This window comes from Massilia sp. DD77, assembly GCF_036961685.1.
In the GTDB taxonomy this organism is placed as follows: Bacteria; Pseudomonadota; Gammaproteobacteria; order Burkholderiales; family Burkholderiaceae_D; genus Telluria.
This window is the reverse complement of sequence record NZ_JBAMDH010000022.1, coordinates 76,045-100,954: the sequence shown is the minus strand read 5'-3', so window position 1 is coordinate 100,954 and position 24,910 is coordinate 76,045. Positions and strand designations below refer to the sequence as shown.

Genomic DNA, 24,910 nt, shown 5'->3' with positions numbered 1-24,910 from the left:
CTTGAAGCCGTAGCGCTGGAAGAACTCGCGCAGGGCTTCGGCGTCTTCCGGACGGCCGACCAGGGTTTCCTCGAACGAGACCACGTGGGCCGCCAGGTCGCAATCGGTCTTCACGGTGATCAGCTCGCGGCCGCGCGGCAGCCATTCGAGGGCCGCGCGCAGGTTCTCGCCGACCGCGCCGGTGATGCTGTGGGCATTCTCGACCACGCCGTCGAGCGAGCCGTGCAGGGTCAGCCACTTGAGCGCGGTCTTGGGGCCGCATTTATTCACGCCCGGGACGTTGTCGACGGTGTCGCCGATCAGGGTCAGGTAGTCGACGATGCGGTTCGGCGGCACGCCGAACTTGGCGACCACGCCGGCTTCGTCGAGCCTGTCGTTGGTCATGGTATTGATCAGCATGACCTTGTCGTTGACCAGCTGGGCCAGGTCCTTGTCGCCGGTCGAGATCACGGTGTTCATGCCGCGCGCGTAAGCCTGCACCGCCAGGGTGCCGATCACGTCGTCGGCCTCCACGCCCTCGACCATCAGGATCGGCCAGCCCATGTGGCGCACCACTTCGTGGATCGGCTCGATCTGCTTGCCCAGGTCCTCAGGCATCGAGGCGCGCGTCGCCTTGTACTCCGGATACACGTCGTCGCGGAAGGTCTTGCCCTTGGCGTCGAACACGCAGGCGATATAGGCCGCCGGGAAATCGCTGCGCAGGCGGCGCAGCATGTTGACCATGCCGTGCATGGCGCCGGTCGGGAAACCGTCCGGGCTGCGCAGGTCGGGCAGTGCGTGGTAGGCGCGGTAGAGATAACTGGAACCGTCAACGAGCAGCAGGGTATTGTCCATAGGGCGAAAATCTGGTGGGGCGAGTGGGTAGGGCGAAAGGCGCCTGGGCGCGCGCCGGGTGTCCGGCATTATCGCAGAATCGGGTTGGAGAAAGCACAAGTTCCCTGCAGGGAAGGCCTCCTTTATTGCTCCATATATAGGGGCGCCAGCACACTTTTCACAGAGAAGCGACGCTGTTTGTTAAAATGGACTAAACGACACAAGGTGACCATCATGCTGCGCACATCTTCCCGCTCCGCCCTACTGACACTGTGCCTGCTCGCCTCCGGCTTCGCCGCCGCCCAGCAACAGCAGTCCCGGCAGCCACCGAGCCAGGAACCGCCAAAGCTCGACCGTATCGAACCGGGCAGCGACGTGCCGGCCACCATCATTCCGCCGAAAGAGCGTACCCGCATCACCGAGAAGAAGCAGGGCGGACAGGTCACCGAAGTCGAAGTGCAAAGCGGCCCCAGCCGCTACACCATGAAACCCAACGTTCCAGCTGGAAACGCCCAACCAGGCGATGCCCAGAGCAGTGCAATCCGTGCCCCACAATGGCAGGTGATGGAGTTCGATTTTGGCAATCCCAAGAAGCAGGGTGCGACCGAGCAGCCGGTAGCCCCGGCCCCGGCCAAGCCCGGCGTGCCGGCGCGCGCCGAGGCGCCGCCCCCGCCGCCTCTCGAACAGGCTCCGAAAAAATAAGACTTCCGGCCGCGGCGCGGCCGGCGACATCACTCACCTGACTCTTTGCTAGCACATGGCAGTTTTCACCGCGGTCTCGCTGGATGACCTCACCCAGTGGATCAAGCAATTCCCCCTCGGCCAGGCGATCCGGCTCGAAGGCATCTCCTCCGGCATCGACAACAGCAACTTCTTCCTGACGACCGAGCGGGGGGCGCAGCTGGGTCATTATGTGCTGACGATCTTCGAGAACCTTCGTTTCGAGCAGCTTCCCTTCTACGTGCAGTTGATGCGCCACCTGGCTGAACGCGGCATTCCGGTGCCGGCGCCGGTTCCGAACGCGGACGGCGAGCTGGTGGTGGCCCTGCACGGCAAGCCCGCCATCATCGTCAGCCGCCTGAGCGGCGCCTCGCAGATGGACCCGCAGCCGGCGCATTGCGCCGAAGTGGGCCGGATGCTGGCGCGCATGCACCTGGCCGCGCAAGACTTCGCGCTGCAGCAACCCAACCTGCGCGGCCTGGACTGGGTGACAGCCACCGCGCCCGAGGTCCTGCCTTACTTGAGCGACGCCGAGGCCGCGCTGCTGCGCGACGAAGTCGCGTTCCAGACCGGGTTTGCCGGTGGGGCCACCTACGGGCGCCTGGCGCGCGGGCCGGTGCATGCCGACCTGTTCCGCAACAACGTCATGTTCGAGGGCGAGCGCCTGACCGGTTGCTTCGACTTCTATTTTGCCGGCTGCGACACTTGGCTGTTCGACGTGGCCGTCACCGTCAACGACTGGTGCATCGACCTGGCGACTGGCAAGCTGGACGAAGCGCGCGTGCGCGCTTTGCTGGACGCCTACCATGCCGTGCGGCCCTTCACGCCGGACGAACAGGCCGCCTGGCAGCCGATGCTGCGCTCCGGCGCCTTGCGGTTCTGGCTGTCGCGCCTGTACGATCTGCATTTACCCCGTGCGGCGGAGCTGCTCACGCCGCACGACCCGACCCATTTTGAACGCATCCTGCGCGAGCGCATCGCCTGCCCCGCGCCCGAACTGCCTACATGAACTCTTTGCCCGCACTTACCGGCTGGATCTGGCTCAAGCGAGGCGCCAGCCTGTTCCGTCAACAACCCGCCGCCCTGACCACGCTGCTGTTCGCGAATATCCTGATCAGCATCGGCATCAGCGCCGTGCCCCTGCTCGGGCCGATGATCGCGGTGGTCCTGATTCCCTCGTTCTCGATGGCCTTCATGCAGGCCTGCCTGATGATCGAGAACGGACAGCGGGTCACGCCGGCGGTACTGCTGACGGGCTTCCGCAAGCCGGCCTTCGCGGAACTGTGCAAGGTGGGGCTGGTCTACCTGGGCGTGTCGCTGCTGCTGGCCCTGGTCACCCGCTTCGCGGTCGATCCGGGCTTCTGGGAAAACGTGGCGCGCCAGGGGCGCGAAGGCGGCCAGCCGGAAGTCGCGGCCTCCGACATCATGGCGATGTTCGCGATCTTCGGCCTCGACGTGGCGGCCCTGATGGCCCTGTGCTTCGCGGCGCCGCTGGCCTACTGGCAGAAGATGCCCCCATTCAAGGCGACCTTCTACAGCTTCTTCGCCGTGCTGCGCAGCGCGCGCGTGTTCATCGTGCTGCTGCTGGCATGGTTCGCGATCTTCTTCGCGATCACCATGGTGCTGACCATGATCCTGGGCGGGACCAATATCACCCGCGTGCTGATCATGTGGCTGATCTTCCTGTTCATCCTGCTGCTGCAGTGCGCGATGTATGCGGGGTACCGGGAGATTTTCGGGAAGCCGCAGAATGAGGCGGTGAAGGTGGATTTGAGCAAGTGATTGATTGACGGCGCTAGCTCCTGCTAGCGCTATACGTCAGTCCCGCGCCCTCAAAACGTCATCCCCGCGAAGGCGGGGACCCAAGTCCGTCGCACAGCCACTTACATCAAACGTAGGTGGTGCGCAAGCAAACTTGGGTCCCCGCCTTCGCGGGGATGACGATTTTCAGCTAGGTGAAATTATCCCGGACAGCAGTGCGCCTTCGCGGGGAGTCATAGGCGCCAGTGGCGCGTATGACGGTTTTTAGGCCGCAGCCGAAGGTCAGCGTCCGAGCCGCTCCAGCTTCGCCACCGACAAATCCAGCACCTTCATCCCCGCCGCGCCGAAGTTGATCTGCGCGCGCGCCGCGCCCGCACCACCCTCGATGTTCACGATCACGCCCTCGCCGAACTTGGCGTGCGCCACCGCTTCGCCCACGCGCCAGCCGCTGCCGCCGCCCGACTTCTGGGTGATCTTCTGCGCGATCCGGTTGTCGGTCCCATTGCGGAACTCCGCGTCGTCCCAGGCCGTGGTCGACTTGCGGCCGGCGAACCAGTTGGTCTGCACGCGCGGCGACAACCACTTGAGCGAGTCTTCCGGCAGCTCTTCCAGGAAGCGCGACTTCATGTTGAAGCGGGTCTGGCCGTGCAGCATGCGCTGCTGGGTAAAGCTGATGTACAGGCGGCGGCGCGCGCGCGTGATCGCCACGTACATCAGGCGCCGTTCCTCGTCCAGGCCGTCGGTCTCGCGGGCGCTGCTCTCGTGCGGGAACAGGCCTTCTTCCAGGCCGGTGATGAACACGGCGTCGAATTCCAGGCCCTTGGCCGAGTGCACCGTCATCAGCTGCAGCGCGTCCTGGCCGGCCTGGGCCTGGGCGTCGCCCGCCTCCAGCGAGGCGTGGGTCAGGAAGGCCGACAGCGGCGACATCACGGTGGGCAGCGGCGCACCGCCGTCCAGCACCTCGATGCCGTCCTGGTCGAGCAGGGCTTCGCCGGCTTGCGCCTGGGCCGGCGGGCCGAGGTGGGCCGGGGCCTGGGCGCCGAAACCTTCTTCCTGCACGAACTGGGTGGCCGCGTTGACCATCTGCTCCAGGTTCTCGATGCGGTCGGCGCCTTCTTTCTCGTTCTGGTAGTGCTGCAGCAGGCCGCTGCGCTCGAGCACCACACGCACCAGTTCCGGCAGCGCCAGTTGCTGGGTCTCGAAGCGCGCCGACTCCACCAGCTTGACGAAGTTGCCGAGCGAGGTGCCGGCCTTGCCGGTCATGTAGGGGACCGCCGCGTACAGCGAGATACCGTAGGTGTCGGCCGCCATCTGCAGCTGCTCGATCGAGCGCACCCCGATGCCGCGCGTGGGGAAGTTCACCACCCGCAGGAAGGCCGAGTCGTTGTGCGGATTGTCCATCAGCTGCAGGTAGGCGATGGCGTGCTTGACCTCGGCGCGCTGGAAGTAGCGCAGGCCGCCGTACACGGTGTAGGGCAGGCCGGCCGCGAACAGCGCGTGCTCGATCACGCGGCTTTGCGCGTTGGAGCGGTACAGGATGGCGATCTCGCTGCGCGACATCCCGGCCGACATCAGGCTCTTGGCTTCCTCGATGATCCACTGCGCTTCTTCGAGGTCGGACGAGGCTTCGTAGACGCGCACCTGCTCGCCCTGGCCCGCATCGGTGCGCAGGTTCTTGCCGAGGCGCTTGGCGTTGTTGGCGATCAGGTAGTTGGCGCTGTCCAGGATATGGCCGTGCGAGCGGTAGTTCTGCTCCAGCTTGATCAGGTTCTGGACCTGGAAATCGCGCTCGAAGGCGGTCATGTTGCCGACGTTGGCGCCGCGGAAGGCATAGATGCTCTGGTCGTCGTCGCCCACGGCGAACAGCGCGCCGCCGCCGCTCTCGCCCTGCCCCGCCAGCAGCTTGAGCAGGTTGTATTGCAGGTCGTTGGTATCCTGAAACTCGTCCACCAGGATGTGGCGGAAGCGCATCTGGTAGTGGTGGCGCAGCGGTGCGTTACGCGCCAGCAGCTCGTAGGAACGCAGCAGCAGCTCGGCGAAGTCGACCACGCCCTCGCGCTGGCATTGCTGGTCGTAGAGCTCGTACAGCTCGACCATGCGGCGCTCGATCGGGTCGTAGGCTTCCATCTGGCCGGCGCGCAGGCCCTGTTCCTTCGCGTTGTTGATGAAGTACATCAGGTTCTTGGCCGGATATTTCTCGTCGTCGACGTTGTGGGCCTTGAGCATGCGCTTGATGAGCGACAGCTGGTCTTGCGAGTCGAGGATCTGGAAGGTCTGGGGCAGCGCCGCATCGCGGTAGTGGGTGCGCAGCAGGCGGTTGCACAGGCCGTGGAAGGTGCCGATCCACATGCCGCGCGTATTGACGGGCAACATGGCGGACAGGCGGGTCAGCATCTCCTTGGCGGCCTTGTTCGTGAACGTGACCGCCATGATGCCGGCCGGCGATACCTGGCCGGTCTGGACCAGCCAGGCAATGCGGGTGGTCAGCACGCGCGTCTTGCCGGAGCCGGCGCCGGCGAGGATCAGCGCACTCTGCGATGGCAGGGTGACGGCAGCGAGTTGTTCGGGATTGAGGTTATGGAGGAGATTCTGCATCCGGCCATTATACCGCCGGGCACCTCCGCCGCCCGCCGCCGGCGCGCGGAAAATCGCCGCCTAATGGGACATCAAGGAGCGATTTCCTCGACGATCATTGCCACATCGACACCGCCCGAAGTGCGCGTCGCGATGCCCCATCCTTGCACCGTCCGGCCGGAAACGCGATTCCCGGCGCATCGACGCTAGGCTTGCCCGGCCGAGCGCGTGGCCGGATATTCCGGCAAGCCGTCGTGGAACTGCATCCAGCCGAGGCGGCTGCGCACGAAGGTGTGGTCGGCGGGCGGAACCAGCTCCGGGTCGTCGAGGGTAGCAGTGGCGATGTCGATTTCGCCGGGCCAGCGGCTGTCGTGGAAGCTCAGCGTGGTGCCGCAGGCTGAACAGAAACTGCGCTCGATGCCGGTGCTCGATGCGAAGCGCGTGGGCGTGCCGGTCCAGTGCAGGTCGGTGAACCGGACACTGAACCAGGCCAGCGCCGGCGCGCCGGATACCTTGCGGCAATCGGTGCAATGGCACAAGGTGCTGTTGAAGGGTGTGCCCCGCGCATCGTAGCGTACCGCTCCGCAATAACATCCACCCTGCAAGCCCATACGGCCTCCTTGCCCTGGAAAAACAAGCTCATCCATACGAAGGCGCCCGCCCGCAACCCCAGCCTTTCGCGCGCCGCCCGATTGTCTTTTCGCTTATTTTAGCCAGAGATTCGCGACAGATCGCGTGGCCCGTCGGAGCAAGTACCTAGTAATTTGTGAAGCCGAAGCCGGCCGACCGCATGACACAAGCACGGGCCAATTCACGAACGCATGCGGCGCCGCTTCCCTGCCCTAAAGGAGATCAGAAAATGCTGAATCGCGTGGTTACTGTCGCCGCCCTCGCAGTGGGTGGCATGATGCTGTCTAAAAAATTGAAGAACAACAAGGGCTTTGGCGCCAGCTCGTCGATCGTCGAGACGATCGAGGTGAACGTGCCTGTCCGCACCGCCTACAACCAGTGGACCCAGTTCGAGGACTTCCCGCAGTTCATGAAGAGCGTGAAGGAAATCCGCCAGCTGGACGACAAGCACCTGCACTGGCGCGCGAACGTGGCCGGCGAAGAAAAGGAATGGGATGCCGAAATCACCGAGCAGATCCCGGACCAGCGCATCGCCTGGCGCAGCGTCACCGGCGTGAAGAACGGCGGCGTGGTGACCTTCCACAAGATTTCCGACACCTGCACCCGTATCGCGCTGCAGATGGACTACGAGCCGGAAGGCGCGCTTGAATCCATCGGCGATGCGTTCGGCGCGGTGCGCATGGAGGCGCGCGCCAACCTGTCCAACTTCAAGGAACTGCTCGAGAAGCGCGGCTCGGAGACGGGGGCATGGCGTGGGAAGATCGGCCAGCACTGATTGGTTTTTTTCCTAATGAAGACGCCACCTTTGGGTGGCGTTTTTTTACGCTTGTGTGGTCTGCTTGCAAACTTGGGTTCCCGCCGGCGCGGGAATGACGGTTTTACTGTCCGAGCTACTAACCACGTCAACTTTTAGCACACTCCTTTAGCCCGTCATTCCCGCGAAGGCGGGAACCCAATTATTCGCACACCTACAGCGCCATCACTTGGCTGCCACCGGCTTCCCAATGACCTTTCCATCCCCCAGCGCCACCTGCGACTCGATCACCCAGCCCGCCCCTTTACGGGCGCTCTCCGGCCTCAGGCCAGCTTCCGGCACCGGCTTCGCCAGCCCCTTCGCCTTCGCATCGCGAATCAGCCCGCGCACGGTCTGGTCCGCCGTCTTGCTCTCGCGCTCCATGTCCTTGCCCAGCGCGCCCATGCGCTCGCCCAGGGCGTCCATCGGCCTGCCCGCTTCCTCCATCTGCTTCCCGAGCGCTTCCATCTCGGCATGGGCCTTGCGCATCTTCGGTGAGTTATGGGCCTGCTCCATGCGCTTGCCGGCCGCTTCCATGCGCTTGCCCGCCTCTTCCATGCGGCGCTCGATGCGCTCGCGCTCGTCGTCGCCGCGGGCGGCGGCAAGTTCGCGGCCCAGGGTTTCCATCTGCTCGCCCAGGGCCCGCATGCCTTCCTCGATCTCGCGCAGTTCGCGCTTGTTGGCGACCGGCTGGATGCCGCTCGAGGCCTGTTCCATCTGGCGGCCCAGGACTTCCATCTTCTTGCCGTGCTTGTCCATTTCCTTGCCGTAGACGTCCATCTGCTTGCCCAGGCGGTCCACCGGGGCCCAGGCGGCGTTGACCTTGGCCATCAGCTCGCGGTCCTGGATGTAATAGGAACGGCCGTTTTCGCGGAACCAGACGAATTCGCCATCGATTGCGCTGCGCGCCGCCTTGACGTCGTCCCAGTCGTCGCTGCTGCCGCTGATGTTGAAGCCGCCGTCCCTGGCGCGCACCACGGCATAGGGTTCGTCGCGGGCGGCCTCGCGCACCACGCGGTGTTCGCGGTGTTCACGGTGTCCGGCCTGCGTGGCGGGCGCCGACGGCGCGGCCTGGGGTGCGGCCGGCGCCGCGGCCTGGGCCGGCGCGGCCCAGGAATACAGCGCGGCGCAGGTGGCCAGGCCAAGGATGGGTAGGGCCAGTTTCCAGTTGAGCGGTTCGGCTTCCGGTCGAACCAGGCGTTTGATGCGAGACATGAGATCTCCTCCGTGTGCCCCTGGGGCAAGTTGCGGGGTGGACTGGAACAAGTCCAGTTCGGACAATGCAAGTGCCAGGCGCCGCGGTTCGCCGAGCTCGCTTGCGGCTAAATCATCTGCAATCTGTTCGCGCTCGCTGCGGATCCGCTGCGACAGCCACCACACCGCCGGGTGGTAGAACAGCAGGATCTCGATCGCGCTCTGGATCAGGTTCACCAGGTAGTCGAAGCGCCGCACGTGGGCCAGCTCGTGCGCCAGCAGCGCTTCGAGCAGCTGCGGCGGCATGCCCGTCGCCAAAGACGCCGGCACCAGCACCACCGGGCGCCACCATCCGGCCGTCACGGGGCTGTTCAGGTCGTCCACCAGCCCGAGCGTGACGCGGCGCGCGATGCCGAAGCGGCGCGCCAACTCGTCCAGCCGCGCCTGCCAGTAGGGATCATGGCGGTAATGGCCGGGCTTGCTGCGCCGGCGCACCCAGAGCAGGCCGAAGGCCATGCGCAGCGCGAGCAGCCCCGCACCGCAGGCCCAGAACAGCACCACCAGCGGCAGCCGCGCCTGCAGCGCGCTTTCCCAGCCGGCGACCTTGTCCGGATCGAGCGCCACGACAGGCAATTGCTGCGCCGAAGCGTCGGCCGCGGCCAGGGTCGCCAGCGGCAGCATGGTGGTCGTGGTGTCGGCGTCGAGGATGCGCTGCACGGTGCCGGCCAGCGGCAGCGCCGCGCACAGCAGCAGTGCCGCGCAGGCCACCGCATAGCGCGCCTGCGGCCGGGCGCGGCGCAGCAGGACCAGCACGACCGCCGCCACCCAGGCCACCAATACGCCCTGCCAGACGAAATCCAGCAAGGCCCAGGCCAGGCTGCTCGCCACCAAAGCCAGTGTCTCGCTCATTGCTTCTCCTTTACGTTGAAACTAGAATAATTTGTCTAGATTATTTTGTCTAGAACTTTTTTTCTACATTGAGCCGTGGGTAGTCGGCCTTGGAAGCACTGTAGGTTTGGAGGAATGCGGACGCCATCGCGATGCGACAGGCGGTCGAAAATGCGGAACAGGGCGAAGGGGACAGCCTGTGCGGCGGGCGCCGCGCAGGCAGGGGGAAGCTATCAGTACACAACAACGGAGCGGATCGACTCTCCCGACTTCATCAGGTCGAAGCCTTCGTTGATACGCTCGAGCGGCAGGTGGTGGGTGATCAGGTCGTCGATGTTGATCTTGTTTTCCATATACCAGTCGACGATGCGCGGCACGTCGGTACGGCCGCGCGCGCCGCCGAAGGCCGAGCCCTTCCACACCCTTCCGGTGACCAGCTGGAAGGGACGGGTCGAGATTTCCTGGCCGGCCGCCGCCACGCCGATGATGATCGACTGGCCCCAGCCCTTGTGGCAGCACTCCAGCGCCTGGCGCATGGTGTTGACGTTGCCCACGCACTCGAAGCTGTAGTCGGCGCCGCCGTCGGTCAGCTGGACGATGGTGTCGACCACATTCTCGACCTTGGTCGGATTGATGAAATGGGTCATGCCGAACTTGCGCGCCATGGCTTCGCGTTCCGGGTTCAGGTCCACGCCGATGATCTTGTCGGCGCCCACCATCTTCGCCGCCTGGATCACGTTCAGGCCGATGCCGCCCAGGCCGAACACGACCACGTTGGCGCCCGCCTCCACCTTGGCGGTGAAGATCACGGCGCCGATGCCGGTAGTCACGCCGCAGCCGATGTAGCAGATCTTGTCGAAGGGGGCGTCGGAACGCACCTTGGCCAGCGCGATCTCCGGCACCACGATGTAGTTCGAGAAGGTCGACGTGCCCATGTAGTGGTAGATCGGCTTGCCGTCCAGCGAAAAACGGGAAGTCGCGTCGGGCATCAGGCCGCGGCCCTGCGTCGAGCGGATGGCCTGGCACAGATTGGTCTTCTGCGACAGGCAGAACTTGCACTGGCGGCATTCCGGGGTGTACAGCGGAATGACGTGATCGTCCTTCCTCAGGCTGGTGACGCCCGGGCCGACGTCGACCACCACGCCCGCGCCCTCATGGCCGAGGATGGCGGGAAAGATGCCTTCCGGATCGGCGCCCGACAGGGTGTAGTAATCGGTGTGGCAGATGCCCGTGGCCTTGACTTCGACCAGCACCTCGCCCGCCCGCGGGCCGTCGAGTTCGACGTCTTCGATCGTGAGCGGATGACCCGCCTTCCATGCAATGGCTGCCTTGGTTTTCATGTTCCCTTCCCGTGACTCAAGCGTGGATACATGGCGCGACTTGTCGAACCATAAAGTTGGACATGATAACAAGCCTTGGACACGAGCGTGGATTGCGCACGCCCGCCGGGAACGCCGTATTTACTTCGCGCGCAGCCGTTCCGCGATGACGCCGTGCAGCGCATTCATGGTTTCCTCGGCCGCCAGGATCTGCTCGGCAACCTCGCCCAGCTTGCGCCGCTGCGAACGCGCCTGGTCGCGCAGTACGTCGAAGGCAAGCTGGCGGTCGATATGGAAGCGCGCCATCAGCACGCCGACGGCGATGCTGGTTTCGCGTCCGGCCGCAAGCGCCGAGCTCAGGCTGCTTTCGCTGCGCCGCAGGCGGCGGATGTCGTCGCCGCGCGCCAGCGCCGCCTCGAGGGCGGCCAGCAAGCGCGGCGCATCGACCGGCTTGACGACATAGCCGACCGCGCCCGCCTCGGCCGCCGCGCGCGCCGAGGCGGCGTCGTCGTTGGCGGACAGGAACATGAAGGGGATATCGGTTTCTTCGCGCAGCAGGCGTGCCAGGTCCAGGCCGGACATGCCGGGCATGGCGATGTCGAGCATGGCCAGGGCCACGTCGCGGCCGCGCTCCTCGATCGCGCGCAGCGCCTGTGCCGAGGTGCCGGCCTCGATCGTGTCATGGCCGGCGTGGCGCAGTACCTCGCCCAGGTATTCGCGCAACAGTGCGTCATCGTCGACGACCAGCACCAGGCGGCGCGCAGCAGCCGGGGATTCCATGCTTCCTCCTGTGGTCAAGACCGGCCCGGATGGGCTAGGGCCATTGGCAAAAAGAATAGCACGCAGCATAAAACTTGCGTTAAATCAATAGTGTGTTCTATCTGTGTCACATTTCATACACGCACGATTGAAATCTTGATTGCTTGAGTAGAACTTTTCGAAATACACTGGATTTACCACTGGTGCATACATACGTGGAGACAACAGAGCCGCAGCCACGAGCTGCGGCCATATTTTTATAAGTAGTATTAAAACGGAGAAGATTCATGGTAAGCAAAAACACTCGCGCATCGAAGTCCCTGAGCATCTGCCTGAGCGCCCTGGTCGCCGCCGGCGTGTTCGGCAACGCTCAAGCAGCAGCTCCTGATACCACCCGCGTCATCGTCGCCTTCAAACCGGGCGCGGCCGCCAAGATGAAGTCGGCCGTCGCCGCCGCCAAGGGTTCCGTCAAGCACGAAATCTTCGGCACCAACGCCATGGCCATCGAAGTGCCGGCCGTGGCGCTGAAAGGCCTGGAAAACAACCCGAACGTCGAATACATCGAAGAGGACGTGGTGCGCCGTCCTTTCGCGCTGACCAGCCCATCGACCGGCACCCCGTATGCGTCCGGCCAGCTCGTACCGTACGGCATCAAGCAAGTGCAGGCCGACCTGCTGTCGGATGCCAACACTGCCAACCGCAAGGTCTGCATCATCGACTCGGGCTACGACCGCAACCATGAAGACCTCTCCGCCAACAGCGTCACCGGCGAATACGACGCCGGCACCGGCTGGTGGTACACCGACGAAAACCACCACGGCACCCATGTGGCCGGCACCATCGCCGCCGTCAACAACAGCGGCGTGGGCGTGGTTGGCGTCAACTCGAACAAGCTGCTGAAGCTGCACATCGTCAAGGTGTTCGGCGCCGACGGCTGGGCTTACTCCTCGACCCTGGCATCGGCCGCGAACAAGTGCGGCGCAGCCGGCGCGAACGTGATCTCGATGTCGCTGGGTGGTGGCCGCTCGAGCAAGACCGAACAGCGTGCATTCGATGCGCTGTATTCGAAGGGCGTGCTGAACATCGCCGCCGCCGGCAACGACGGGAACACCGTGGTCTCCTACCCGGCCGGCTACAGCAGCGTCGTGATGGTCGGCGCGGTCGACGAGAACAAGCAGTGGGCCACGTTCTCGCAGTACAACAGCAAGGTCGAGCTGGCAGGTCCTGGCGTCGGCGTGCTGTCGACCGTCCCGATGGGCGGCGGCACCGAAGGCGTCTTGAGCGTGGGCGGCGTCAACTACACCGCGGGTTCGATGGACGGTTCGCCGGTCAAGACCGCGACCGCCGCACTGGCCGACTTCGGCATCGGCGACGCCGTCAACAGCGCCGTCTCTGGCAAGGTCTGCCTGATCCAGCGCGGCAGCGTGGACTTCGCCGTCAAGGTCAGCAACTGCGAGAAGAGCGGCGGCGTGGGCGCGATCGTGTACAACAACGTCGCAGGCGCCTTCGGCGGCACCCTGGGCACCACCGTCACCAACATCCCGTCGGTCACCGCGACCGACACCGATGGTGCGGCAATGAAGGGCCAGCTCGGCCAGAGCGCAACCGTGGGCGTGAAGGCCACCAGCTACGCCTACTACGACGGCACCTCGATGGCGACCCCGCACGTGTCCGCTGTCGCCGCCCTGGTGTGGAGCTACTTCCCGACCTGTACCGCTGCACAGATGCGCGCTTCGCTGACCAAGAGCGCACAAGACCTGGGCACCGCCGGCCGCGACACCAAGTACGGCTTCGGCCTGGTGCAGGCGAAAGCCGCACGTGACCGTATCCAGTCGCTGGGCTGCGGCAACTAATCCTTGCCTGCTCTGAAAAAGGACGCTTCGGCGTCCTTTTTTTTGGGCGCTGTCACCGCTGTGTGTGGAATTTGAACTGTCGAGCTTTGTCGGAGTCCAACCCGATCTCACAGACCAGCGGAGCAGCGATGGAAACGAAACGCTTTGGCAGGTGGCTGCGGCAGCTTTCCCTACTGACCAGGCGCCAGCGTCTCCAACTGATGGATGCCTTGCGGCCGGCGGTCGGGTTGGACCAGGTGTGCGAGGCGATTGCATGCGCGGCGCCGGATCCTTGCTGTCCTTCATGTCAGGCGCGGCGTTCCTATCGGCACGGCCGCAGCCGGGGACTGCAGCGTTACCGTTGCCGCGCTTGCGGCAGGACCTTCACGGCCCTGAGCGGCACGCCCTTGTCGCGGCTACGCCACCGCGCCAAGTGGCTCGACTACCTCGGCAACATGCTCGACGCCAAGAGCGTAAGGGCAAGCGCCAAGGCGCTCGAGGTGCACCGCAACACCAGCTTCCGCTGGCGCCACCGCTTTCTCGCGCTCGTCAAACACGACCGCCCGGAGCGGCTGGCAGGCATTGCCGAGGCCGACGAACTCTTCCTGTTGGAGTCGCAGAAGGGCTCGCGCAAGCTCGACCGGCCGGCGCGGCGCCGGGGCGGCGTGGCTTCAACCCGCGGCATCTCCCGCGAGCACGTGTGCGTCCTGGTCGCGCGTGACCGCACCGGCGGCACCCACGACTTCATCACCGGACGCGGCGCCCTCACCAAGGATCAATTGCACCAGCACCTGTTGCCCGTGCTCGATCCCGATGTCCTGCTGGTCACCGATGGGCATCCCGCGTACCGCTGCTTTGCGCGCGAAGCGGACATTTCCCATCAGTTCGTCAACCTGCGCGCCAACGAGCGCGTCCGTGGCGCCGTCCACGTCCAAAACGTGAATGCTTACCACCGGCGCTTCCGGCAATGGCTGGCGCGCTTTCATGGCGTTGCCTCCCGCTACCTGCCGAATTACCTGGGCTGGCAATGGGCGCTGGACGGGGCGCGCATCGCCACGCCAGAGCGATTGCTGCGCTGTGCGATCGGCGTCTTCAACACGTAATAGGCACACCGCCTTTTTTGCCCTTCATTCTCTGGAGAAATGAATCATTCCTGCTGAGTCTGATTTCGTTCACACAATTGATGACCTGTTTGCTTTGCATGAAGTTTTCGAAATACACTGGACCGATCACATGTGCATACATGTGACTGGAGACAACATCCCCGTGGCGATGGGCTGCGGACAACCATAAGCATTCATACGGAGAAGATTCATGGCACGCAAAGACACTCGCGCATCGAAAGCACTGAGCATCTGCCTTACCGCCCTGGTCGGCGCCGGCGTAGTCGGCCACGCCCAGGCCGCGGCGCCCGATACCACCCGCGTCATCGTGGCCTTTAAACCGGGCGCAGCCGCAAAGATGAAGTCCGCCGTCAGCGTCGCCAAGGGCGCCGTCAAGCATGAAATCTTCGGCATGAACGCCATGGCCATCGAAGTGCCGGCCGTGGCCCTGAAGGGCCTGGAGAACAATCCGAACGTCGAGTACATCGAAGAGGACGTGGTGCGCCGTCCCTTCGCCCTGACCAGCCCCTCGACCGGCACGCCGTATGCGTCCGGCCAGCTGGTCCCTTACGGCATCAAGCAAGTGCAGGCCGACCTGCTGCCCGACACCAACGCCGGCCTCCGCAAGGTCTGCATCATCGATTCGGGCTACGACATCAAGCACGAGGACCTGTCGGCCAACAGCGTCACCGGCGACAATGACCCGAACGGCACCGGCGCATGGAGCACCGATGAGAACCACCACGGCACCCACGTGGCGGGCACCATCGCCGCGATCAACAACAGCGGCACCGGCGTGGTCGGCGTCGCCCCGAACAAGCGCCTCAAGCTGCACATCGTCAAGGTCTTCGACGCCGAAGGCTGGGCCTACTCCTCCACCCTGGCCTCGGCCGCCAACAAGTGCGGCGCCGCCGGCGCCAACGTGATCAGCATGTCGCTGGGTGGCGGCCGCAAGAGCACCACCGAGCAGAAGGCCTTCGACGCCCTGTACGCCAAGGGCGTGCTGAATGTCGCCGCGGCCGGCAACGACGGCAACCGCGTGGTGTCCTATCCGGCCGGCTATGGCAGCGTGGTGATGGTCGGCGCGGTGGACGAGAACAAGGCCTGGGCCGACTTCTCGCAATACAACAACAAGGTCGAACTGGCCGGTCCGGGCGTCGGCGTGCTGTCGACCGTGCCGATGGGCGGCGGCATCGAAGGCGCGATCAGCGTGGGCGGCGTGGCCTATGCCGCCGGCGCCATGGAAGGCTCGCCGGTCAAGAGCGCGAGCGGCGCCCTGGCCGACTTCGGCATCGGCGACAAGGTGAACAACGCGATGGCGGGCAAGGTCTGCCTGATCCAGCGCGGCTCGATCGACTTCGCGGTCAAGGTGCAGAACTGCCAGACCAGTGGCGGCGTGGGCGCGATCGTGTATAACAACGTCGCAGGCGCCTTCGGCGGCACCCTCGGCACCACCGTCACGAACATCCCGTCGGTGACCGCGTCGGACACCGACGGCGCGGCGATGAAGGCCAAGCTGGGCCAGAGCGCGACCGTGACCGTGAAGGCGACCAACTACGCCTACTACGACGGCACCTCGATGGCGACCCCGCACGTGTCGGCCGTGGCGGCGCTGGTGTGGAGCTACAACACCAGCTGTACCGCGGCGCAGATCCGTACGACGCTGAACAACAGCGCGCTGGACCTGGGAGCGGCCGGACGCGATACCAAGTTCGGTTATGGCCTGGTGCAGGCGAAGGCTGCCCATGACCGCCTGATGCAGCTGGGCTGCGGCAAGTAATCGCGCTTGCGCCATGAAAAAAGGACGCCCCGGCGTCCTTTTTCATTTCGCAAGCAGATCCAGCGACATCTTCCGCTCCGCCGGGTCGGGCTCGCCGGTTTCGCGAAACCCGGCTTTTTCGTACAGGGCGAAAGCGCCCGCATTCCCATGCCGCACGCTCAGCCGCACCGCGCGCGCGCCGCGCGACCTGGCCCAGCCAATCGCCTCGTCCAGCAGGGCCATGCCTACGCGCCGTCCACGCGCTTCGGGCGCCACCCACATCTGGAACAGGTTCACGACCGCGGGATCGTCCCCGTCGGCCTTGGCCCACACCAGCCCAACGGGCTGGCTGTCCATCTCTGCCACCAACGGACAGTCGATGCCCGCCGTGGCGGAACGCACCATGCGCTCCGACCAGGTTTCCAGCGGATAGGCTTCCTCTGTCGCCAGCGTGCTGCAGAAAGCCTCGGGCGCCTCGCCCAGCGAGCGCAGTCGGATGGCGCGGTAGGCCGGCCATTCATGGGCCTGGAAGCGGCGGATGACGAGCGATCTGGAGTGCATGTCCATAAAAGACCTGGAAGAATGGAAAAGCCCATTCTATCCGTCAATCCTGTTCCCAGGAATCACCTCCCCTGCGCTCGCGGCGGCGCGCGATCCGGCCCTGGGTCGTGAAGCCGATCAGTCGCGCCACGACGGCCGCCAGGTACATCAGTCCGACCAGCATCTCGACGCTGGCCAGGGCCCGCGCGTGCGGTGTGAGAGGAATCACGTCGCCGATGCCGGTGCTCGACAGCAGGGCGAAGCTGAGGTAATTCAGCTCGCTCCAAGTGCGGGGCGCGGCGGCATTGACGGCCGCGGCGAAGGTGCCGGGCTGCAGCTCCTGCACCAGGATGTACAGATGGGTAAAGCCCCAGGCCAGCAAGGTGAAGGTGGCGGCCGCCGCGAACAGCTCGTCGGTGGTGGCGCGCTGGTCTTCCATCATGTAGGCGACCAGGCTGAGCGCCGCATAGAAATAGAACAGGGCCTCCAGCCCCGAGGACCAGGGCAGCAGCACGGGCAGGTCGAACAGCGACTGCAGCACCAGCAGGATGATGATCGGCACCGCCAGCGCCACGCTGACCCGGGTTTCGCCGGGCGTGCGCCGCACCATGCGGATGGTAAAGGCCAGCACCACGATGCCGAAGGCGTTGAAGGTCACGTGGCTTTCCGGCGTGCGCTCGATAAAGGGATACAGCAGCATCCCGGTGAGCTGGACCAGCAGCAGGATCGCGGACGGGTGCCCGCGGGTATGGATGAACAGGCGCGTGTTTCGCATGGCGTGGAGCAAGCGGAAGTCTGGATGCGCCTATTGTAGGTTCACTGCGGCCCGAACAGTGTCCCGAATGCGCGTGCGGCCTCGCCGGCAGCGGCCGGATCGCCGTTGCCGTAGACGCTGGTGATCGCCGCCACCATGTCCGCCCCACGCGCCACCAGCGGCGCCGCGTTGGCGGGCGTCATGCCGCCGATGACGACGATCGGCACGCCGATGCGCTCGCGTGCGCGGTCGAGCAGTCCGGGCGGCGTGACGAAGCTGTACTTCTTCACCGGGGACGGATAGAAGCCGCCGAAGGCGACGTAGCTGGCGCCCGCTTTCTGGGCCGCCAGCGCCAGGTCGAGCTCTCCGTAGCAGGAGGCGCCGACGATCTTGTCCCGGCCCAGCAGCGCGCGCGCCTGCGCCACCGCCAGGTCGGTGTGCCCCACGTGCACACCGTCGGCGTCGATGTCGCGGCACAGGTCGATGTGGTCGTTGACGACCAGCTGGCGGCCGCGCCGGCGGCACAGGGCCAGCAGCGCCTGCGCCTGCTCGAGGCGCAGCGCCGGAGCCGCGTCCTTGTGGCGGTACTGCACCAGCGCAGTACGGGCGGCGGTCAGCGCGGCATCGGTGGCGGCCAGCAGCCGCTCGGTGTCATCCCAGTTGGGGGTGACCAGGTACAAACCTCGCATGAATCAAATCCTTTCAGGTGGCGGGGAGCATGCGGCGCGGGATGCGCTGGCCCGGCGCGATGGCGAAGGCCTGGTCCAGGGTGCGGTAGGTATAGGCCTGGGCCCGCGCCAGGGCGGACTCCATCTCCTCGCCCAGGGCCAGGCGCGCCGCGAGGGCGGCGGCCAGGGTGCAGCCGCTGCCATGGTATTCATGGGGCAGGCGCGGCCAGCCCCAGGTGCGGATGTCGGCGCCGCCGCGCAGCCAGCGGTTGACCACCAGGTTGCCGTCCGTATGGCCGCCGGTAATCAAGACGTGCTCGCAGGGCAGCTCGCCCAGGGCTGCCGCCTCGGGCAGGTTGGGCACCACGATCGTGGCCAGCGCCAGCAGTTCGCGCAAGGCGGCGGCCGGATCCCCCTTGCCCAGCGCCTGGCCATGGCCGCTGGCCAGCACCGGATCGAGCACCACCGGCAGGCCGGGATGGCGTTCGCGCAGGCGCCTCACGACGACCGCGATCGCCTCGGCGTTGGCCGCGCTGCCGGGAATGCCGATCTTGACCGCGTCGATCCAGCAGGCCTTGAGCAGGGGCTCGGCCTGGCGCAGCACCATGCTGCTGGCCACCGGCTCGGCGTCGATCACGCGGTTGTTGTCCTGGACCGTCAGGGTGGTGGCCACCGGCAGCGCGTGCACGCCCTGGGCGGCGATAGCCAGGATGTCGGCGGCCAGGCCGGCCCCGCCGCTGGGATCGAGCCCGGCGAACACCAGTACGTTGGCGCTCACGGGGTAATCTTCCCTTCAACCGGCGACGAGGGCGACGCGGCGAAGCGCTTCGGCATCCGGCCCGCCAGGAAAGCCTCGCGGCCGGCCTGCACCGCGTGCTTCATGGCGCGCGCCATGCGCACCGGATCGCGTGCGGCGGCGATCGCGGTGTTCATCAGGACGCCGTCGCAGCCCAGCTCCATGGCGATGGCCGCGTCCGAGGCCGTGCCCACGCCGGCGTCGACCAGCACCGGCACGGTGGCCTGCTCGATCACCAGGCGCAGGTTCCACGGGTTCAGGATGCCCATGCCCGAGCCGATCAGCGAAGCCAGCGGCATCACGGCCACGCAGCCGATCTCCTGCAGGATGCGCGCCTGGATCGGGTCGTCGCTGCAGTAGACCATGACGTCGAAGCCATCCTTGACCAGGGTTTCGGCCGCCTTCAGGGTTTCCGGCATATGCGGAAACAGGGTTTTCTCGTCGCCCAGCACTTCCAGCTTGACCAGCTTGTGGCCATCCAGGAGCTCGCGCGCCATCTGCAGCGTGTAGACCGCGTCCTTGGCGGTGTAGCAGCCGGCCGTATTCGGCAGGATGGTGAATTCGGACGGCGGCAGCACGTCCAGCAGGCTGGGCGCGTTCGGATCCTGGCCGATGTTCACGCGGCGGATCGCCACCGTGATGATCTCGGCCCCGGCGGCCAGTGTGGCCTCGCGGGTCTGGTCCAGGTCGCGGTACTTGCCGCTGCCCACCAGCAGGCGCGAGCTGTAGCTGCGGCCCGCGATGGTGAGTACGTCGTCGTTCTTCATGTCGGTCATAGCATTCATTGTTTGTCTCCTCTCAGCCGCCACCGATGGCGCGCACGATATCCACTTTGTCCCGGGCCGCCAGGCGGCGCTGCGGCCACTGCGGGCGCGGCACCACTTCGCGGTTGACCGCCACGGCGATGCCCTGCCCGGCCAGCCCGAGCTCGGCCACCAGCTCCTGCAGCGACTGCGCTTCAGGCATGCTCCAGGGTTTGCCGTTCACGATAATCTCCAGCATGGCTCATACCTCGCGGTAGAGCTGGGCGCCGTTGCGCACGAATTCGATCGCCTTCTCTTCCATGCCCCTGGCCGCATACTCGCGCACTTCCTGGGTGATCTTCATCGAGCAGAAGTGCGGGCCGCACATCGAACAGAAGTGCGCCACCTTGGCCGAATCCTTGGGCAGGGTCTCGTCGTGGAATTCGCGCGCCTTGTCGGGGTCCAGGCCCAGGTTGAACTGGTCTTCCCAGCGGAATTCGAAGCGCGCCTTGGACAGCGCGTTGTCGCGCAGCTGGGCGCCCGGGTGGCCCTTGGCCAGGTCGGCCGCGTGGGCGGCGATCTTGTAGGTGATGATGCCGTCCTTGACGTCGTTCTTGTCGGGCAGGCCGAGGTGCTCCTTGGGTGTCACGTAGCACAGCATGGCGGTGCCGTACCAGCCGATGTTGGCGGCGCCGATGCCCGAGGTGATGTGGTCGTAGCCTGGCGCGATGTCGGTGGTCAGCGGGCCCAGGGTGTAGAACGGCGCCTCGTGGCACTGCTCCAGCTGCAGGTCCATGTTCTCCTTGATGAGATGCAGCGGCACGTGGCCCGGGCCCTCGATGATGGTCTGGACGTCGTGCTTCCAGGCGATCTGGGTCAGCTCGCCCAGGGTCTTGAGCTCGGAGAGCTGGGCTTCGTCGTTGGCGTCGTAGATCGATCCGGGACGCAGGCCGTCGCCCAGGCTGAAGGACACGTCGTAGGCCTTCATGATCTCGCATATGTCCTCGAAGTGCGTGTACAGGAAGGATTCCTTGTGGTGGGCCAGGCACCACTTGGCCATGATCGAGCCGCCGCGCGAGACGATGCCGGTCAGGCGGTTGGCCGTCATCGGCACATAGCGCAGCAGCACGCCGGCGTGGATGGTGAAGTAGTCGACGCCCTGCTCCGCCTGCTCGATCAGGGTGTCGCGGAAGATTTCCCACGTCAGGTCCTCGGCCTTGCCGTTGACCTTTTCCAGCGCCTGGTAGATCGGCACGGTGCCGATCGGGACCGGGCTGTTACGGATGATCCACTCGCGCGTTTCGTGGATATGCTTGCCGGTGGAGAGGTCCATCACCGTGTCGGCGCCCCAGCGGATGGCCCAGGTCATCTTTTCGACTTCCTCGCCGATCGAGGAGGTCACGGCCGAATTGCCGATGTTGGCATTGACCTTCACCAGGAAATTGCGGCCGATGATCATGGGCTCGACTTCCGGGTGGTTGATGTTGGCGGGGATGACGGCGCGGCCGCGCGCCACTTCGCTGCGCACGAATTCCGGCGTGATCTCGTCGGGGATGCTGGCGCCGAAGGACTGGCCGGGATGCTGGCGGCCCAGCAGGTCGGCCACCCGTTTGCCCATCGGGCCGGAGGCGTGCAGGGAGGCGATGTATTCCTTGCGGCGCATGTTCTCGCGCAGGGCGATGAATTCCATCTCGGGCGTGACGATGCCCTGACGCGCATAGTGCATCTGGGTGACGTTTTTCCCCGCGCGGGCGCGGCGCGGAGTGCGCTGCAGCGAGAAGCGCAGGGGCTCCAGCGCCGGGTCGGCCAGGCGCGCCTGGCCGTACAGCGAGCTCGGGCCGGTCAATTCCTCGGTGTCGCCGCGCTCCAGTATCCAGGGTGAGCGCGGCGTGCCCAGGCCGCTGCGGATATCGATCGCGGCGCCCGGGTCGGTATACGGACCGGAAGTGTCGTAGACGTAGAGCGGCGGATTCGGTTCGCCGCCAAAGCTGGCCGGCGTGGGCGACTGGCTGATCTCGCGCATCGGCACGCGGATATCCGGCCGGCTGCCTTCGATATAGACCTTGCGGGAATTCGGGAGGGGAGCGATCGCCGCCTGGTCCACCTGGGCGGTGGCGGAATCGAATTTTAACGGTGCGTTCATGTGGCTCCTTTGCTGCGTTTGCTCTCAGGAGCCAGCAAAGGAGTGTGCCGGGATGCGCAGGCACGGCACGGACGTGCGGCGCTGCGGCGATTCCGACTGCTTCCCTTCGCTGGCATTATCCAGATCAGGTTCGGAGGGTATTTCTCACCCGCGTGTCGCACTTGCGACAGGCAGGACCCCTAGCGTGTGCCACCTTGCGGTGGACGGGCCGAATTATAACGGCTTCTACTCTATAATGGTTCTTTTCGCAAAATCTTTACGCCACCACATCATGGAATTAGCCAAGTCTTTCGAGCCAGCGGACATTGAACAATACTGGCGCGCCGAATGGGAACAGCGCGGTTACTTCACCGCGAGCATGGACGAGGGCAAGCCGTCGTTCAGCATCCAGCTGCCGCCGCCGAACGTGACCGGTACCCTGCACATGGGCCACGCGTTCAACCAGACCGTCATGGACGGGCTGACGCGCTATTACCGCATGCGCGGCCATAACACCGCGTGGGTGCCGGGCACCGACCACGCCGGCATCGCGACCCAGATCGTGGTCGAGCGCCAGCTCGACGCCCAGAAGATCTCGCGCCACGACCTCGGCCGCGAAGCCTTCCTCGAGAAGGTCTGGGAGTGGAAGGAAAAGTCGGGCAACACCATCACCGGCCAGATGCGCCGCCTGGGGGCCTCGGCCGACTGGACCCGCGAATACTTCACGATGGACGAGACCCGCTCCAAGACCGTGGTCGAAGTCTTCGTGCGCCTGTTCGAGCAAGGCCTGATCTACCGCGGCAAGCGCCTGGTCAACTGGGACCCGGTGCTGGGCACCGCCGTGTCCGACCTCGAGGTCGATTCGCAGGAAGAAGACGGCTCGATGTGGTATATCAACTATCCGCTGGCCGATGGCTCGGGCCAGCTGACGGTCGCCACCACCCGTCCCGAGACCATGCTGGGCGACGTCGCGGTCGCGGTCGACCCGACCGACGAACGCTATACGCACCTGGTCGGCAAGATGCTCACCCTGCCGCTCACCGGCCGCCAGATCCCGGTGATCGCCGACAGCTACGTGGACAAGGAATTCGGCACCGGCTGCGTGAAGATCACCCCGGCCCACGACTTCAACGACTATGCGGTCGGCCAGCGCGCCAAGCTCGAGCCGATCAACATCTTCACCCTGGACGCCAAGATCAACGAGAACGGCCCGGCGCAATACCAGGGGCTGGACCGCTTCGCCGCGCGCAAGCAGATCGTGGCCGACCTCGACGCCCAGGGTTTCCTGGCCGAGGTCAAGCCGCACAAGCTGATGGTGCCGCGCGGCGACCGCACCGGCGTCGTGATCGAGCCGATGCTGACCGACCAGTGGTTCGTCGCCATGAGCAAGCCGGCGCCGGAAGGCACCTTCAATCCGGGCAAGTCGATCACCGACGTGGCCCTGGAAAAGGTCGCCAGCGGCGAGATCAAGTTCGTGCCCGAGAACTGGACCACCACCTATAACCAGTGGCTGGGCAACATCCAGGACTGGTGCATTTCGCGCCAGTTGTGGTGGGGCCACCGCATCCCGGCCTGGTACGACGAGCTTGGGAATATCGTGGTCGCGCGCGACGAGGAAGAAGCCAAGGCCAAGGCGCAAGCGCAAGGCATCACCGGCGAACTGCGCCGCGACGACGACGTGCTCGACACCTGGTTCTCGTCGGCGCTGGTGCCCTTCTCCACCATGGGCTGGCCGGAGCAGAGCAAAGATATGTCGATGTTCCTGCCGTCCTCGGTGCTGGTGACCGGCTTCGACATCATCTTCTTCTGGGTGGCGCGCATGGTCATGATGACCACCCACTTCACCGGCAAGGTGCCGTTCGAGACCGTGTACGTGCACGGCCTGGTGCGCGACTCGCAGGGCCAGAAGATGTCCAAGTCGAAGGGCAATACCCTCGACCCGATCGACCTGATCGACGGCATCGACGTCGAAACGCTCGTCGCCAAGCGCACCACCGGCCTGATGGACCCGCGCGCCGCGGAGAAGATCGCCAAGGCCACCCGCAAGGAATTCCCGGACGGGATCCCGGCCTTCGGCACCGACGCCGTGCGCTTCACCATGGCCAGCTATGCTTCGCTGGGCCGCAACATCAACTTCGACCTCGGCCGCTGCGAGGGCTACCGCAACTTCTGCAACAAGCTGTGGAACGCCACCCGCTTCGTGATGATGAATACCGAGGGCAAGGACTGCGGCAAGCCTGAAGAGGCGGACCTGTCGCAGGCCGACCGCTGGATCGTCTCCTTGATGAACCGCGTCGAGCTGGACGTGGCGAAAGGCTTCGCCGACTACCGCTTCGACAACATCGCCAGCAGCATCTACAAGTTCGTGTGGGACGAGTACTGTGACTGGTACCTGGAAGTGGCCAAGGTCCAGGTCCAGCAGGGTACGGAGGCGCAGCAGCGCGCCACCCGCCACACCCTGCTGCGCGTGCTGGAAGTGATCCTGCGCCTGGCGCACCCGATCATTCCCTTCGTGACCGAAGCCCTGTGGCAGGCCATCGCGCCGCTGGCCGGCAAGGGAGCGGGCGAAAATCGCGACAGCATCATGATGCAGCCCTACCCGCTGGCCGACACCTCCTTCGTGAGCGAGGAAGCGGAAGCCTGGATGGACCAGCTCAAGGCCCTGACCGACGCCACCCGCAACCTGCGCGGCGAGATGTCGCTGTCGCCGTCGGTGCGCGTGCCCCTGTTCCTGGAACCGGGCAACGCCGAGGACCGCGCCCGCATGGCGGTGTTCGCTCCCTACATCCAGTCGCTGGGCAAGCTGCAGGAAGTGCAGATCGTCGACGCGCTGCCGGATTCGCCGGCCGCCGTGTCGATCGTCGGCACCACCAAGCTGATGCTCAAGGTCGAGATCGACGTCGCCGCCGAGCGCGAGCGCCTGTCGAAGGAGATCGCGCGCGTGCAGGGCGAAATCGCCAAGGCCAACGGCAAGCTGTCGAACGAAAGCTTCGTGGCGCGCGCCCCGGCCGCCGTGGTCGCGCAGGAGCAGGAACGCGTGGCGAACTTCTCGGCTACCCTGGCCAAGATGGAAGAACAGCTGGCCAAGCTGCCGGCCGCCTGATACGCAAGGCGATGCAACGAAAACGCGGCCCGTGCGGCC

At 65.6% G+C, this 24,910-nt stretch carries 21 protein-coding genes and 1 riboswitch; of the genes, 8 read left to right on the top strand and 13 right to left on the bottom strand.

Features of this window, described 5'->3' with window-relative positions:
* The coding region (locus tag V7778_RS15060) for a 5'-3' exonuclease (RefSeq protein WP_335556579.1) at positions 1-834 on the bottom strand (834 nt) is incomplete at its 3' end.
* Between the two features lie 213 nt (positions 835-1,047).
* On the opposite strand from V7778_RS15060, the gene V7778_RS15055 reads away from it, so the two are divergent.
* From V7778_RS15055 to V7778_RS15045, 3 genes are read left to right on the top strand one after another with little or no spacing between them, the layout of a single operon-like run.
* Positions 1,048-1,515, top strand: coding sequence for a hypothetical protein (locus V7778_RS15055; RefSeq protein WP_335556585.1), 468 nt, complete (start codon positions 1,048-1,050; stop codon positions 1,513-1,515).
* Between the two features lie 55 nt (positions 1,516-1,570).
* On the top strand, positions 1,571-2,542 hold the full coding sequence (locus tag V7778_RS15050; RefSeq protein WP_335556577.1) for a homoserine kinase: 972 nt from the start codon (positions 1,571-1,573) through the stop codon (positions 2,540-2,542).
* Entirely contained in the window at positions 2,539-3,315 is a 777-nt protein-coding gene (locus tag V7778_RS15045; protein WP_335556575.1) for a BPSS1780 family membrane protein, read from the top strand. The genes V7778_RS15050 and V7778_RS15045 overlap by 4 nt, the downstream gene beginning before the upstream one ends.
* Positions 3,316-3,576: 261 nt before the next feature.
* Here V7778_RS15045 and V7778_RS15040 read toward each other — a convergent pair whose 3' ends face one another.
* Positions 3,577-5,889 (bottom strand): UvrD-helicase domain-containing protein, encoded by a 2,313-nt coding sequence (locus V7778_RS15040; RefSeq protein ID WP_335556573.1) that lies wholly within the window; start codon positions 5,887-5,889, stop codon positions 3,577-3,579.
* Between the two features lie 185 nt (positions 5,890-6,074).
* Positions 6,075-6,479, bottom strand: coding sequence for a GFA family protein (locus tag V7778_RS15035; protein WP_335556571.1), 405 nt, complete (start codon positions 6,477-6,479; stop codon positions 6,075-6,077).
* A gap of 293 nt (positions 6,480-6,772) precedes the next feature.
* Between V7778_RS15035 and V7778_RS15030 the strand changes: the two genes are divergently transcribed.
* Positions 6,773-7,273 (top strand): SRPBCC family protein, encoded by a 501-nt coding sequence (locus tag V7778_RS15030; RefSeq protein ID WP_335556569.1) that lies wholly within the window; start codon positions 6,773-6,775, stop codon positions 7,271-7,273.
* Between the two features lie 204 nt (positions 7,274-7,477).
* Here the strand turns inward: V7778_RS15030 and V7778_RS15025 are convergent, their stop codons facing one another.
* The 3 genes from V7778_RS15025 to V7778_RS15015 all read right to left on the bottom strand — a co-directional run bounded on the left by V7778_RS15025 (position 7,478) and on the right by V7778_RS15015 (position 11,472).
* Positions 7,478-9,394, bottom strand: coding sequence for a M56 family metallopeptidase (locus V7778_RS15025; protein WP_335556568.1), 1,917 nt, complete (start codon positions 9,392-9,394; stop codon positions 7,478-7,480).
* A gap of 212 nt (positions 9,395-9,606) precedes the next feature.
* Positions 9,607-10,713, bottom strand: a complete 1,107-nt coding sequence (locus tag V7778_RS15020; protein WP_335556566.1) for an S-(hydroxymethyl)glutathione dehydrogenase/class III alcohol dehydrogenase — start codon at positions 10,711-10,713, stop codon at positions 9,607-9,609.
* A 120-nt stretch (positions 10,714-10,833) separates the two neighbouring features.
* Positions 10,834-11,472, bottom strand: coding sequence for an ANTAR domain-containing response regulator (locus V7778_RS15015; RefSeq protein WP_335556564.1), 639 nt, complete (start codon positions 11,470-11,472; stop codon positions 10,834-10,836).
* Positions 11,473-11,738: 266 nt separating this feature from the next.
* On the opposite strand from V7778_RS15015, the gene V7778_RS15010 reads away from it, so the two are divergent.
* From V7778_RS15010 to V7778_RS15000, 3 genes are all read left to right on the top strand, one after another.
* Entirely contained in the window at positions 11,739-13,304 is a 1,566-nt protein-coding gene (locus V7778_RS15010; RefSeq protein ID WP_335556563.1) for a S8 family serine peptidase, read from the top strand.
* Positions 13,305-13,432: 128 nt separating this feature from the next.
* A complete protein-coding gene (locus V7778_RS15005; RefSeq protein WP_335556561.1) occupies positions 13,433-14,386 on the top strand; it encodes an IS1595 family transposase in 954 nt (317 codons plus the stop codon).
* 211 nt (positions 14,387-14,597) lie between these two features.
* Positions 14,598-16,166: a S8 family serine peptidase gene (locus tag V7778_RS15000; protein ID WP_335556559.1), complete on the top strand. Its 1,569-nt coding sequence runs from the start codon at positions 14,598-14,600 to the stop codon at positions 16,164-16,166.
* A gap of 42 nt (positions 16,167-16,208) precedes the next feature.
* On the opposite strand, the gene V7778_RS14995 is transcribed toward V7778_RS15000, so the two are convergent.
* From V7778_RS14995 to thiC, 7 genes are read right to left on the bottom strand one after another with little or no spacing between them, the layout of a single operon-like run.
* Positions 16,209-16,712 carry a GNAT family N-acetyltransferase gene (locus V7778_RS14995; protein WP_335556558.1) on the bottom strand — a complete coding sequence of 168 codons (504 nt, stop codon included), beginning with the start codon at positions 16,710-16,712 and terminating at the stop codon, positions 16,209-16,211.
* Positions 16,713-16,749: 37 nt separating this feature from the next.
* On the bottom strand, positions 16,750-17,460 hold the full coding sequence (locus tag V7778_RS14990) for an ion channel (RefSeq protein ID WP_335556556.1): 711 nt from the start codon (positions 17,458-17,460) through the stop codon (positions 16,750-16,752).
* A gap of 41 nt (positions 17,461-17,501) precedes the next feature.
* Positions 17,502-18,128, bottom strand: a complete 627-nt coding sequence (gene thiE, locus V7778_RS14985) for a thiamine phosphate synthase (protein ID WP_335556554.1) — start codon at positions 18,126-18,128, stop codon at positions 17,502-17,504.
* Positions 18,129-18,141: 13 nt separating this feature from the next.
* Positions 18,142-18,885, bottom strand: coding sequence for a bifunctional hydroxymethylpyrimidine kinase/phosphomethylpyrimidine kinase (locus tag V7778_RS14980; RefSeq protein WP_335556552.1), 744 nt, complete (start codon positions 18,883-18,885; stop codon positions 18,142-18,144).
* Positions 18,882-19,688: a thiazole synthase gene (locus tag V7778_RS14975; protein ID WP_335556550.1), complete on the bottom strand. Its 807-nt coding sequence runs from the start codon at positions 19,686-19,688 to the stop codon at positions 18,882-18,884. Before V7778_RS14975 ends, V7778_RS14980 begins: the two co-directional genes overlap by 4 nt.
* A gap of 13 nt (positions 19,689-19,701) precedes the next feature.
* Positions 19,702-19,905: a sulfur carrier protein ThiS gene (thiS, locus tag V7778_RS14970; RefSeq protein ID WP_335556548.1), complete on the bottom strand. Its 204-nt coding sequence runs from the start codon at positions 19,903-19,905 to the stop codon at positions 19,702-19,704.
* Between the two features lie 3 nt (positions 19,906-19,908).
* Complete coding sequence (gene thiC / locus V7778_RS14965) at positions 19,909-21,789, bottom strand: phosphomethylpyrimidine synthase ThiC (RefSeq protein WP_335556546.1); 1,881 nt, start codon at positions 21,787-21,789, stop codon at positions 19,909-19,911.
* Positions 21,790-21,873: 84 nt separating this feature from the next.
* A riboswitch (TPP riboswitch) is annotated at positions 21,874-21,980 on the bottom strand.
* A gap of 80 nt (positions 21,981-22,060) precedes the next feature.
* On the opposite strand from thiC, the gene V7778_RS14960 reads away from it, so the two are divergent.
* The gene (locus V7778_RS14960; protein WP_335556544.1) at positions 22,061-24,871 is read left to right on the top strand and encodes a valine--tRNA ligase; all 2,811 of its coding nucleotides are present in this window, start codon (positions 22,061-22,063) and stop codon (positions 24,869-24,871) included.
* The last annotated feature ends 39 nt before the right edge of the window (positions 24,872-24,910 follow it).